Annotated in this window: 14 protein-coding genes; 13 read left to right on the top strand and 1 reads right to left on the bottom strand. The window is 62.1% G+C overall.

Translation table 11 applies throughout. The annotated features are described in order from the left end of the window. The 13 genes from NLX68_RS07405 to recX all read left to right on the top strand — a co-directional run bounded on the left by NLX68_RS07405 (position 1) and on the right by recX (position 10,115). Entirely contained in the window at positions 1 to 432 is a 432-nt protein-coding gene (locus NLX68_RS07405) for a phage tail assembly chaperone (protein WP_254283485.1), read from the top strand. A 90-nt stretch (positions 433 to 522) separates the two neighbouring features. Then, on the top strand, positions 523 to 1,689 hold the full coding sequence (locus NLX68_RS07400) for a phage tail sheath family protein (protein ID WP_254283484.1): 1,167 nt from the start codon (positions 523 to 525) through the stop codon (positions 1,687 to 1,689). Positions 1,690 to 1,701: 12 nt separating this feature from the next. Next, a complete protein-coding gene (locus tag NLX68_RS07395) occupies positions 1,702 to 2,211 on the top strand; it encodes a phage major tail tube protein (protein WP_254283483.1) in 510 nt (169 codons plus the stop codon). Between the two features lie 9 nt (positions 2,212 to 2,220). Next, a complete protein-coding gene (locus NLX68_RS07390) occupies positions 2,221 to 2,523 on the top strand; it encodes a phage tail assembly protein (protein WP_010224786.1) in 303 nt (100 codons plus the stop codon). A gap of 141 nt (positions 2,524 to 2,664) precedes the next feature. Beyond that, a complete protein-coding gene (locus tag NLX68_RS07385; RefSeq protein WP_254283482.1) occupies positions 2,665 to 4,713 on the top strand; it encodes a hypothetical protein in 2,049 nt (682 codons plus the stop codon). A gap of 9 nt (positions 4,714 to 4,722) precedes the next feature. Next, complete coding sequence (locus NLX68_RS07380; RefSeq protein ID WP_254283481.1) at positions 4,723 to 5,568, top strand: phage tail protein; 846 nt, start codon at positions 4,723 to 4,725, stop codon at positions 5,566 to 5,568. Next, the gene (locus NLX68_RS07375) at positions 5,543 to 5,749 is read left to right on the top strand and encodes a tail protein X (RefSeq protein ID WP_254283480.1); all 207 of its coding nucleotides are present in this window, start codon (positions 5,543 to 5,545) and stop codon (positions 5,747 to 5,749) included. The genes NLX68_RS07380 and NLX68_RS07375 overlap by 26 nt, the downstream gene beginning before the upstream one ends. 68 nt (positions 5,750 to 5,817) lie before the next feature. Further along, positions 5,818 to 6,849, top strand: a complete 1,032-nt coding sequence (locus tag NLX68_RS07370) for a phage late control D family protein (protein ID WP_254283479.1) — start codon at positions 5,818 to 5,820, stop codon at positions 6,847 to 6,849. Between the two features lie 29 nt (positions 6,850 to 6,878). Continuing rightward, positions 6,879 to 7,430, top strand: coding sequence for a glycoside hydrolase family 19 protein (locus NLX68_RS07365; protein ID WP_254283478.1), 552 nt, complete (start codon positions 6,879 to 6,881; stop codon positions 7,428 to 7,430). Next, on the top strand, positions 7,427 to 7,927 hold the full coding sequence (locus NLX68_RS07360) for a lysis system i-spanin subunit Rz (RefSeq protein ID WP_254283477.1): 501 nt from the start codon (positions 7,427 to 7,429) through the stop codon (positions 7,925 to 7,927). The genes NLX68_RS07365 and NLX68_RS07360 overlap by 4 nt, the downstream gene beginning before the upstream one ends. 59 nt (positions 7,928 to 7,986) lie before the next feature. Beyond that, on the top strand, positions 7,987 to 8,469 hold the full coding sequence (locus NLX68_RS07355; protein ID WP_254283476.1) for a CinA family protein: 483 nt from the start codon (positions 7,987 to 7,989) through the stop codon (positions 8,467 to 8,469). 102 nt (positions 8,470 to 8,571) lie between these two features. Continuing rightward, entirely contained in the window at positions 8,572 to 9,639 is a 1,068-nt protein-coding gene (gene recA / locus NLX68_RS07350; RefSeq protein ID WP_254283475.1) for a recombinase RecA, read from the top strand. Positions 9,640 to 9,647: 8 nt separating this feature from the next. Then, positions 9,648 to 10,115 (top strand): recombination regulator RecX, encoded by a 468-nt coding sequence (gene recX / locus NLX68_RS07345; protein ID WP_254283474.1) that lies wholly within the window; start codon positions 9,648 to 9,650, stop codon positions 10,113 to 10,115. Positions 10,116 to 10,117: 2 nt separating this feature from the next. Here recX and NLX68_RS07340 read toward each other — a convergent pair whose 3' ends face one another. Next, positions 10,118 to 11,236, bottom strand: a complete 1,119-nt coding sequence (locus tag NLX68_RS07340; protein WP_254283473.1) for an LOG family protein — start codon at positions 11,234 to 11,236, stop codon at positions 10,118 to 10,120. Positions 11,237 to 11,341 lie beyond the last annotated feature (105 nt).

Genomic DNA, 11,341 nt, shown 5'->3' with positions numbered 1-11,341 from the left:
ATGCACATCTTCTATAGTCATGCAAGCGGCGGCTTCTACGCGCCGTGTGTTCATTCTGAAATGCCTGCCGATTCGGTGGCGCTGACTGACAAGCAGTATCAGGCGCTCAAGAAGGGGTTGGAATTAGGGAAGCGAATCGGGCTCGATGTGGACGGGGTACCGATTCTCATCGACCCACCACCGCTGAGCGCGGAAGAAGTGGCGGCCATGGAGCGCAAGTGGCGCGACAGCCAACTGGTTGCTACCCAATGGCTCGTGGCGCGCTACAGCGAAGAGCAGAGCTTGAGCTTAGCGACCACCAACACCCCTGAGCAGATAGCAGTGTTGCTGGGCTACCGTCAGTCTCTTCGAGACTGGCCGCAGTCTGAGGTATTCCCCGATACCCGGCAGCGGCCGGTAGCGCCGCCGTGGATCGCCGAACAAGTCCAATAAAGCCCCGCACCGCCGGGGCTTTTTCTTACCCGCAACAAACCCTTTGAAGGCCCCGCACCGCGGGGCCTTCGCATTTCTGGAGACTTACCCATGAGTGGATTCTTCCACGGCGTTACCGTAACCAACGTCGACACCGGCGCACGCACCATCGCGCTGCCTTCTTCCTCGATCATCGGCCTGGTCGATACCTTCACTGAAGGCCCGGGCGCAAGCGCCAAGGCCAATGACCTGGTGCTGATCACCAGCGAACGTGAAGCCATCGCCGCGTTCGGCGCCGATGCGCCGATCACCCGGGCCTGCCAGGCCATCTACAGCCGCGCCAAGGCGGTTATCGTCGCCTGCGGCGTGGCCAAGCTCGAAGAGGAGGTGGCGCAGACCTCGGCAATCATCGGCGGCGTGCTGGCTGATGGCAAACGCACCGGCCTGCAGGCGCTGCTGGACGGCAAAAGCCGCTTCAACGCCCAGCCACGCCTGCTGGTAACGCCAAAGCACAGCTCCACCCTGGCGGTTGGTACCGCCCTGGTGGCCCTGGCCGACAAGTTGCGCGGCCTGGCCATTATCGATGGCCCGAACAGCACCGACGAAGCGGCGATCGCTTATGCCGAGAACTTCGGCGCCAAGCGTGCCTACCTGGTCGACCCGGGTGTGCAGTACTGGGACACCGGCAAGAACGCAACCCTTGATGCACCGGCTTCGGCCTGGGTTGCCGGCCTGTTCGCCTGGACCGACAGCGAGTACGGCTTCTGGGCCTCGCCGTCGAACAAGGCGTTCGTCGGCATCACCGGTACCAGCCGCTCGATCGAGTACCTGGATGGCGACGCGACCTGCCGGGCCAACCTGCTGAACAACGCCAACATCACCACCGTGATCCGCGATGACGGCTTGCGCCTGTGGGGCAACCGCACCCTGAGCAGCGACCCGAAGTGGGCCTTCGTCACCCGCGTGCGGACCATGGACATTGTCATGGACGCGATCCTCTACGGCCACAAGTGGGCGGTGGACCGCTCGATTACCGCGACCTACGTCAAGGATGTGACCGAAGGCCTGCAGGCGTTCATGCGTGATCTGAAAGCCCAGGGCGCGATCATCAATTTCGAAGTGTTCGCCGACCCCGAGCTGAACACCGCCAGCCAGCTGGAGCAGGGCAAGGTGTACTGGAACATCCGTTTCACCGACGTGCCGCCAGCCGAGAACCCGAATTTCCGTGTCGAGGTCACCAACCAATGGTTGACCGAAGTCCTCGACCAAGCCGCTTAAGGAGCAATAACCATGGCAATGATTCCCGAAACCCTGGCGAACCTGAACCTGTTCGTCGATGGCGTCAGCTTTCAAGGTGACGTCCCCAGCCTGACCCTGCCAAAGCTCACCCTGAAGATGGAGGAGCACCGTGCCGGCGGCATGGACATGCCGGTCGAGATCGACATGGGCATGGAAAAGCAGGAAGCCGGTTTTGTCACCACTGGCGTTCGTCGCGAGTCGCTGAAGTTCTTCGGCCTGGCCGACGGCTCGGCGTTCAACGGCACCTTCCGCGGTGCCTTCAAAGGCCTCAAAGGCAAGATCACCCCGGTCATCGTCACCTTGCGCGGGGCGCTGAAAGAAGTCGACATGGGCGACTGGAAGCCGGGCGACAAGGCCGAGATCAAGCACAACGTGGCCGTGACCTATTACAAGCTCGAAGTCGATGGCCGCCTGGTCTACGAAATCGATCCGATCGGTATGAAGCGCGTCATCAATGGCGTCGATCAGCTTGTCGCCCAACGTTCGGCCCTGGGCCTGTAAGGAGCTGTCATGAATCAAGCAAACAAGACCCCGAGTTGGCTGGCCGTGAGCACCGAACGCGTTGTCGTGACACTCAGTAAACCGTCCGAGGCCAATGGCGTGCAAGTCGACAGCCTGTCGCTGCGTGCACCGACCGTACGCGACATTCGTGCCGCGCAATCGGCCTCTAACAGTGACGATGAGCAACGGGAACTGAACCTCTTCGCCTCGCTGGCCGAAGTGGGGGTCAAGGACCTCGAAGGGCTAGCCCTGAAAGACTATGGCCGCTTGCAGGCCGGGTATTTTCGCCTGGTGCAAGACGACGAGGTTTGACCCCAATGGGCAGAAGGCGGCGGCAAAGCGATTGGCCAGGGAGCTGAACTTTTCCGCCGCCGAAATCATGAGCATGTCGTTCAGCGACATGCTCTGGTGGCTCACGGATTAAGCCTGTGGCGTGGCTATAGGGGGAATCAGATGACGAGCAATTCGGCATTGAAACTGGAACTCGGTGCCGCCGTCGCATTTACGGTAGGTATTGCGTTCAAGTCGATCGAAGACCGTATCAAGGAAAATACCAACGTTCTGGAGAGCATTTACGCTGAAGTCTTCAGCTTGCGCAACGGCGCAACGTCTGCACCGCAAGGCAGCCTGGACTGGCTGGGCGAGTTGCGCCCTTACCTGCAGGCAACGCTCAACCTGCTTGAGCGGCAGGTCGTTGCGCTGGGCAGGTTTCGTCAGCAGCAGATCGTGGTGGCTGTGGGCAAGGCCGGGCCGCCGGCAACGGATACAGCACCCAAACGGGACAACCTGAAGGTCATTGAGGACATTCCGCTCGTTGGCGAGGTATTGAAACGTTCGCGGGTGTTGCTGCTACCCACCCAGATCAGCGCTGAGTATCAGAAGATCACCCGCGATCTTGCCATCAGCGCAGGGGTGGCCGATGGTGCAGAACCTTCGGCGCAAGAGCAGGCAATCATCGCCAAGGTGACGACGATCACCGACGCAACAGGGATGGAGCGCAATCAGGCAGCTGAGCTGATCAAGCAGTTGTTCGACACGGGGATGGGCTTGAATAAAGCCCTTGCTTACGCCCCCGTGGCGGCCAGATTCGCGGTTGGCCAGGATGTGTCAGCCAAGGAGGCGGCACGCCTGGTCGGCGAGGTTCAGAAAAAACCTCAGGTGAGCGGGCCGGATGAGCTGGAGAAAGCGCTGGAGCACATAGTGTTTCAGCGCAAGGGAACGGGCGAAGGCGCTGCCGACAGTCTGTCCGCAGCGCAGAACCAAACGTTGGACAAGGCACTAGGCAGTACCGAAGCCTCGGGTGCCAAGGGCGTGCTCGACAGGGATTTGCTTGCACGCCGTGGAACTTCTGATCAGCGTTTGAGCGAAGCGTCCAACGCGGTCGATGAGGCGCTACGCAGCTTGGGTGATTCCCTGCGGCCGTTGGCGGATGGCTTGGCCTTGGGCGTGGCTGCCATGGCCAAAGAATTCACGGCCGCTCCGGATGCGCTCAAGTGGTTGGTAGCGGGTGCCACGGTGCTCGGTACGACCTTGCTGGCACTCAAAGGTGGTGAAGCTGCCAAGGGCCTTTTGAACAGGCTCAAACGCAAGCCGACGCCGGAGGGGGCTGCGGGCGGTCCAGGGCAGGGCACTGACCTGTCGAACGTAAATGTGCTCAATAACCCGCTCAATGTGTTTGTCGTCAATGCCAGTGACATTGGCTGCTGCGTGAGGAAGCCGGGTCAGTGCCGCAAGCCGACCCGCAACGGGCGAAAGGCACCGCAAGGCCGGACGTCGCAACGCAGGGCACCGCAACGCCAGCCTCGCGCATCGACTCGGCGGGCTCCGACGCGCCCGGCGCCTGCGCCACGTCCGTCCACACCGCCGCCAGCGCCTCCCGCCAGCCCGGTGGGTGCTGCCGGCAAGATTGGTGCGGCGATCAAGGGCGTTCGTGGCCCGGCCTTGCTCACGTCGGGTATCAATACTGTTGCAACGTTCATGACTGCCGACACCCCGGAAGAAAAAGCCGAGGGTTACGGTGCGGCTGCTGGCGGTCTGGTGGGGTCGGTCATTGGTGGCGTGGTGGGCTCGTTCGTCCCGGTAATCGGAACATCCATTGGCGCCATGCTCGGTGGGATGGCGGGTGATGCAATCGGTGGCTGGCTGGGCAAGCGCATGGTGTCTTGCGCTGAGGGAGAAAAGCCTGCCGACACCCAGGCGCAACCCACTAGACCGGTGGCTGCACAACCGGGTGAGGTGGCGCGTTCACTGGTGAGTGCAACGCCTGCAAACGACACCCTGCCAGCGCCGATAAAGCCGGTGGGCGAAGGGCTTGGCCAGCCGCAATCGGTTACCCAGCAATTCACCTTTACCCCCAGCATGCCCATCACGGTCCAGGGCAGCGTCACCGACCCGATGCTGCTCGCCCAGAACCTGCAGGCCATGGTCCGCCGTGAATTCGAGGAACTGATGCGCATGGCGAACTCTCGGCAGTTGTCCGACGTTCCCCATGTTTACGTTTAAGGAGAGTCCATGACCTACATGCAGCAGCTACAGTCGGCGCTGCGCTTCGTGGTGGCGGCAGGGCAGGCGGGGCGGCGTAGCGCCGATGACATGCTGGCACCGATGAACGGCGCTGTCAGCGACATCAGCGGCGCTGTTGCCGAGCTTGAGGCCATCCCTTTTGTCGGGCCGGTTATCGGGGCAAAGCTGCAACGTACGATGCGCGCCATCCATAGCGCACAAGCGGCCGTTAACCGCGTCTCGGCCAAATACGATCAGGGATTGGCAGTAGTGGTGCAGGTTCAGGAGCGGGTTCAGGCATTCGGCGAGCAGGCGGCCAAGGCAGCAGCGACGATCAACCGAATTGCCGGCAAGATCAGCCCATCGCTGGGCAATATTCTGCCCACCGGCAGTTTCGCCCCTACCGTCACCCCAGCCGCGGAGGCGGTCAAACCTTTCCCGCACCTGTTGATCCTGCAACCGCTGGATGGTGAGTCGCCGGGTTACTACTTCAACCTCGACACGGCAGCCTTCGAAGAATTGCGGCGCCAGACCAGCTTTCGCTGGGTCGGCCAGGAGCGTCTCACGCGCAGTGCCGCCCAGCAGGCGGTGAGCCTGGGCGAGGAAAAAATCAATATTCGGGGCGTGATATTTCCCACCTTCAAGAGCGGCCTGGGTCAGTTACAGACGTTGCGCAGCATCGGACGGTTGTTGCGCCCCTTAAGTCTGATCACCGGTTACGGCGAGGTCCTGGGTAACTGGTGCCTGCTCAGCATCGATGAAGATCAGAGCAACCTGTTGGCGGGGGGCATCCCCAGAAAGCAGGGCTTTACATTGGAGTTTGTGAGCTATGGCGACGACCTGCAGAACCTCTGAAGGAGACGTGCTCGATACCCTTTGCCAACACTACTACGGGCATCTCAATGGCAGCGTCGAGGCGGTGCTCAATGCCAATCAAGGGCTGGCCGACGAACCCCAGCCTTTTCGCGCCGGGGTGCTGGTTCAATTGCCAGACCTGACCGCCGCTGCCGATGCCACGGTACAGCTATGGGACTGACACCCCGGCCTGCCGTGCAACCAGCAGCCCCCGCCCCGTGCGGGGGCTGCTTTTCTGGAGCATGAGCCATGCAACCTGTTTTTCGTGTTGTCGCCGATGGCAACGACATTACCACCGTGATCAATGATCGCTTGTTGCTACTGCGCACCTCGGATAAGCCTGGCATGGAGTCGGATGATTTCGAGCTGCGTATCGATGATCGCGACGGTGCGGTGACCTTGCCCGCGCGTGGCGCGCTGATCGAGATTCACCTGGGGTACGCCAGCCAGACGTTGACCCGTCTGGGGTGCTACACCGTGGATGAAGTCGAGTTGACCGGGCCACCCGACAGCGTGGTTATTCGTGGCAAGGCCAGCGATATGCGCGGTACCGGCAAGACCACGCGCAGCGGCAGCTGGGAGAACATCCCGTTGCAGCAGATCGTGCGTGATATCGCCGCGCGTAACGGCTGGCAACCAGCGTGTCCGGTGGTGACCAGGGTGCTGCGGGTCGATCAGTTCAACGAATCGGACTTCAACTTCATCACGCGTTTGGCCAAACAGTACGACTGCACGGCCAAGGTCGGCGACGGCATCCTGCTGGTGCTACCGCGTCAGGGCGGTCAGAGCGCTAGTGGCAAGGCGCTTGGCGTTGTCGGCGTGCGTCGGGCGGATGTCACGCGTTGGCAGTTTCGCCTGGCCGACAAGGGGACCTACAAGGCGGTCCAGACCCGTCATCAGGACAAGCGTAGTGGCCAGCTCATGGTGGTCGACCTGGCGAACGCCGAGACACCGCAGGGGGTGGCGCCGGTTCACACCGACCGCCACCTTTACCCCGACAAGGCCTGCGCCGAGCAGGTGGCCAAAGCCAAGCTGGCGGCGCTCAACCGCAGTACCGCCAGTGTCCGACTGGATATGCCCGGGCGTACAGATCTGTTCACCGAACGGAGCGTGGAGTTGAAGGGCTTCAAGATCGGGCTCGATGGTGAGTACCTGGTGGAGTCGGTGGAGCAGGTGTTCACGGCGTCCGGCTGGACGACCACGGTCGAATGCAATGCTGGCAAGCAGGGCAAGGCTCGGGCCAAGGGCGCCAGGCCGCGCAAAGGCGGTGTCTCTCGTTGAATGGACTAAGCAATACGTATGAGGTATCAATGGCGCTAACTGAAAAAACGCTGCAGTTGATGTTCCCCAACGCCCGCCAGCAAGCGGGCGTTTTTGTTTCTGCGATAAATGCCGCCATGGTCCGTTGGGAAATCGATACCCCGCGGCGTCAAGCGGCCTTCCTCGCCCAGGTCGGCCATGAGTCCGGCCAGTTACGCTACGTCAAGGAACTGGGCAATGACCGCTACCTGGCGCGCTACGACACCGGCACCCTGGCCCTGCGCCTGGGCAATACCCCCGAGGCTGACGGCGACGGTCAGCTGTACTGCGGCCGCGGCCTGATTCAGGTCACCGGGCGCAACAACTACCGGGCCTGCAGCATGGCCCTGTTTGGCGACGAGCGCCTGCTCAAGCAGCCGCAATTGCTCGAACAACCGCAATGGGCAGCCGAGTCTGCGGCCTGGTTCTGGCACTCGCGCGGCCTCAATCAACTGGCTGACCGCAGCGAGTTCAACCGTATCACCCGGCATATCAACGGCGGGCTCAATGGCCTGGAGGACCGCCTGAAACTGTGGGCCCGGGCCCGTGAGGTGCTGTGTTGAGCCGCGTGCAGTCGGGGGCATGCCTGCTGCTGACGCTGCTGGCCTGTGCGCTGACCTGGCAGGTCCAGGGCTGGCGCATGGGCCGGCAACTGGCGGAGCAAGCCGAACAGCATGGACGGGAGTGGCAAGCCCAGGCTGAATCCGCGGCCGCGCAACTGGTCGCCGAACGCCTGCAACGCCAGGGGCTGGCGCAACGGCTGGAAGTCAGTGAGCAGCAACATTATCAGGAGTTATTCGATGCCCAACAGACTCAGGCACGCCTGCGTGATCGCCTGGCTACTGCTGACCTGCGGCTGTCGGTCCTGGTCGAGCGCGACGCCGCCGGTTGCGCCGGCGTGCCTGCCGCCGCCGGCGCCGGCAGCCTGGATCATGACCCCGTACGCGCCCGACTTGACCCGGCGCATGCTCGACGAATTGTCGCCATCACCGACGACGGTGACCGCGGACTGATCGCCTTGCGCGCTTGCCAGGCTTACGTGCGGGCGCTGGCGCAATGAGACTGTGTAGCTGATCGCGGCTGGTGTAGGGTAAGCGGCAGACTTTCAAGGAGCCTGCCATGGACCCGATCACTGCGCTTTCCGCCCGCCTGGGGGAACATTTGCGCCGCTTCAATGCCCAAGTGAGCACTGCCGAATCCTGCACCGGAGGCGGCATCGCCGAGGCCATCACCCGCACTTCGGGCAGCTCGGCGTGGTTCGAAGCCGGTTACGTGACCTACTCCAACAGCCAGAAGACTCGCCAACTGGCGGTGCCCGAGGCGTTGTTCGGCGAGGTCGGGGCGGTCAGCCAGGAAGTGGTCGAGGCCATGGTCCGCGGCGCCCAAGCGGCCAGCGGCGCGCGCTTTGCCGTGGCGGTCAGCGGCGTGGCCGGGCCCGATGGCGGCTCGCCGGCAAAACCGGTGGGTACCGTATGGCTGGCCTGGGCCGACGGCAGCCATGTCAGCAGCGAGCGCCGGCACTTCGACGGCGACCGTGATGCGGTGCGCCGACAAACGGTAATCGCCGCGCTAGAGGGCTTGTTACAGCTTGGTGCAGAGTAAATGCACATCGGGGGTAGGCGGGAAGAAAACCCTGTGGAATAATACTGGCTACTTATACAGGTGTTCTGGCCGTCAGGCCCTATCGATTACGTGAGGACTTCAATGGACGACAACAAGAAGCGCGCCTTGGCTGCGGCCCTGGGGCAAATCGAGCGTCAATTCGGTAAAGGCGCGGTCATGCGCATGGGCGACCACGAGCGCCAGGCGATTCCGGCCATTTCCACCGGCTCCCTGGGCCTGGACATTGCCCTGGGCATTGGCGGTCTGCCTAAAGGCCGTATCGTCGAAATCTACGGCCCTGAGTCGTCCGGTAAAACCACCCTGACCCTGTCGGTGATCGCCCAGGCGCAGAAGATGGGCGCTACCTGTGCCTTCGTTGACGCCGAGCACGCCCTGGACCCGGAATACGCCGGCAAGCTGGGCGTCAACGTCGACGACCTGCTGGTCTCGCAGCCGGATACCGGCGAACAGGCTCTGGAAATCACCGACATGCTGGTGCGTTCCAACGCCGTTGACGTGATCATCGTCGACTCCGTGGCGGCCCTGGTACCCAAGGCCGAAATCGAAGGCGAAATGGGCGACATGCACGTGGGCCTGCAGGCTCGTCTGATGTCCCAGGCGCTGCGTAAAATCACCGGTAACATCAAGAACGCCAACTGCCTGGTAATCTTCATCAACCAGATCCGCATGAAGATCGGCGTGATGTTCGGCAGCCCGGAAACCACCACCGGTGGTAACGCGCTGAAGTTCTATGCTTCGGTCCGTCTCGACATCCGCCGTACCGGCGCGGTGAAGGAAGGCGACGAAGTGGTCGGCAGCGAAACCCGGGTCAAGATCGTCAAAAACAAGGTTGCGCCACCATTCCGTCAGGCTGAATTCCAGATCCTTTACGGCAAGGGCATCTACCGCAATGGCGAGATCATCGACCTCGGCGTGCTGCACGGCTTCCTGGAAAAATCCGGTGCCTGGTACAGCTACCAGGGCAGCAAGATCGGTCAGGGCAAGGCCAACTCGGCCAAGTTCCTCCAGGAGAACCCGGAAATCGCTGCCACCCTTGAGAAGCAGATCCGCGACAAGCTGCTCAACGCCGGTGCTGTCGAAGCAGCTGGTAAAGCTGCAGTAGCCGAGGCTGAGCCGGAAGACCTGGCTGACGCTAACGCTGATTATTGATCGCACCCATGTCCGCCGTACTCGATACTCCCGTCGCCGTAAGGCGGACAGCCATGGACCTGCTCGCACGTCGCGAGCACGGTCGAGTCGAGCTGACGCGCAAGTTGCGTCAGCGCGGCGCTCCCCCCGAATTGATTGACCAGGAGCTCGACCGTCTGACGGAAGAGGGCCTGCTCAGCGAAGCCCGTTACCTGGAAAGCTTCATCAGCTACCGTTCACGTTCGGGCTATGGCCCGGCGCGTATTCGTGAAGAGCTGGGCCAGCGCGGGCTGCACCGTAGCGATATCGATCAGGCCCTGCGTGAATGTGGGGTGGACTGGTTGGCGCGGTTGCTGGACGTCTGGCAACGCAAGTTCGCTGGTCAGTTGCCGACCGATCAGCGCAGCCGCGCACAGCAAACCCGTTTTCTGGTCTACCGTGGTTTTTCCATGGAAGCTGTCGGCCGCTTGTTAAGCGGCCGAGGGCTGGATGACTGACCCTAGGTAACTTTCAGCGCTTCACGAGCCCGCTGGGTGGTATGCATGGGTTCAGGCTTGGCCCAGTTTTCCGACAGGTTGATGTAATCCACCAATTCACGCAGGCGGCCCTGGTCGCGACCGTTGAAGGCAAACGCCAGACGCGTCAGGTGGCTGAAGCGCGCTTCGTCATGGTGTTCGCCGCCATAAGCGTGCTGATGGAAGTGGCCACTCAGGCGCAAGTCCGCAAAGCCTTCCTGCAAATCAAACAGCGCTGCTTCGCTGAGCGGATGCTGCATGCGGATCACGAACTGGTTCTTCAGCCAACGGCTGGAGTGATAGTTGCTGTAGAACTGGTTGATTTCCTCCACGGCCTCGTCGGCGCTGTACACCAGGCGTAGCAGCTTCATGTCGCTGGGCAGGATGTAGCGATTCTCTTCCAACTGGCGGGTGATGAAATTCAAGGCATCCTGCCAGAAGGTGCCGCCTGGTGAGTCCAGCAGCACCACTGGCACCAGCGGACTTTTGCCGGTCTGGATCAGGGTGAGGACTTCCAGCGCTTCATCCAGCGTGCCGAACCCACCCGGGCACAGCACCAGGGCATCGGCTTCCTTGACGAAGAACAGCTTGCGAATGAAGAAAAAGTGGAACGGCAGCAACTTGTCGGTGCCATCCACGGTGGGATTGGCATGTTGCTCGAACGGCAGGGTGATATTGAAGCCCAGGCTGTGCTCCACGCCTGCGCCTTCATGGGCGGCGGCCATGATGCCGCCACCGGCGCCGGTGATAACCATCAGGTCGGAGCGCGCCAGGGTGGCGCCCAGTTCGCGGGCCAGGGCATACATCGGGTGCTCGATTGGGGTGCGGGCCGAGCCAAACACCGTGACCTTGCGTCGACCCTTGTACTGTTCCAGGGTGCGAAAGGCGTGATCAAGCTCGCGCAGGGCCTGCAGGGTAATCTTGGCGTTCCAGCGGTTGCGGTCATCGTGGGCCATGCGCAGGACCGTCAGCATCATATCGCGGTACAGCGGCAGGTTAGGGCTGTTGGGCGCAACCAGGTTCAGTTGTTCTTCAATCTTGCTCAGGTCGATTCCGTTGTCCTTGAAGTGGTTCGAAAGCAGTTCGTTCGGTTGGTAAGGCATTCAAGCGTCTCCTTCTGCAGCAAAACCTCTGACCGGGCTGCAATGGGCTGCCCGGCCGCGACACTGCATGTGTCGCTGGCTGCCGTGGCTCGAGTGTGACCCCCG

This window comes from Pseudomonas sp. SBB6, assembly GCF_024213215.1.
Taxonomy (GTDB): Bacteria; Pseudomonadota; Gammaproteobacteria; order Pseudomonadales; family Pseudomonadaceae; genus Aquipseudomonas; species Aquipseudomonas donghuensis.
The sequence above is the reverse complement of the archived record's forward strand: the minus strand, read 5'-3'. Positions and strand labels throughout refer to the sequence as shown.

Bases quoted from the DNA above. Each gene is read 5' to 3' on its own strand.
- NLX68_RS07405 (WP_254283485.1), top strand. From the start codon at position 1: ATGCACATCTTCTATAGTCATGCAAGCGGCGGCTTCTACGCGCCGTGT.
- NLX68_RS07400 (WP_254283484.1), top strand. From the start codon at position 523: ATGAGTGGATTCTTCCACGGCGTTACCGTAACCAACGTCGACACCGGC.
- NLX68_RS07395 (WP_254283483.1), top strand. From the start codon at position 1,702: ATGGCAATGATTCCCGAAACCCTGGCGAACCTGAACCTGTTCGTCGAT.
- NLX68_RS07390 (WP_010224786.1), top strand. From the start codon at position 2,221: ATGAATCAAGCAAACAAGACCCCGAGTTGGCTGGCCGTGAGCACCGAA.
- NLX68_RS07385 (WP_254283482.1), top strand. From the start codon at position 2,665: ATGACGAGCAATTCGGCATTGAAACTGGAACTCGGTGCCGCCGTCGCA.
- NLX68_RS07380 (WP_254283481.1), top strand. From the start codon at position 4,723: ATGACCTACATGCAGCAGCTACAGTCGGCGCTGCGCTTCGTGGTGGCG.
- NLX68_RS07375 (WP_254283480.1), top strand. From the start codon at position 5,543: ATGGCGACGACCTGCAGAACCTCTGAAGGAGACGTGCTCGATACCCTT.
- NLX68_RS07370 (WP_254283479.1), top strand. From the start codon at position 5,818: ATGCAACCTGTTTTTCGTGTTGTCGCCGATGGCAACGACATTACCACC.
- NLX68_RS07365 (WP_254283478.1), top strand. From the start codon at position 6,879: ATGGCGCTAACTGAAAAAACGCTGCAGTTGATGTTCCCCAACGCCCGC.
- NLX68_RS07355 (WP_254283476.1), top strand. From the start codon at position 7,987: ATGGACCCGATCACTGCGCTTTCCGCCCGCCTGGGGGAACATTTGCGC.
- recA (WP_254283475.1), top strand. From the start codon at position 8,572: ATGGACGACAACAAGAAGCGCGCCTTGGCTGCGGCCCTGGGGCAAATC.
- recX (WP_254283474.1), top strand. From the start codon at position 9,648: ATGTCCGCCGTACTCGATACTCCCGTCGCCGTAAGGCGGACAGCCATG.
- NLX68_RS07340 (WP_254283473.1), bottom strand. From the start codon at position 11,236: ATGCCTTACCAACCGAACGAACTGCTTTCGAACCACTTCAAGGACAAC.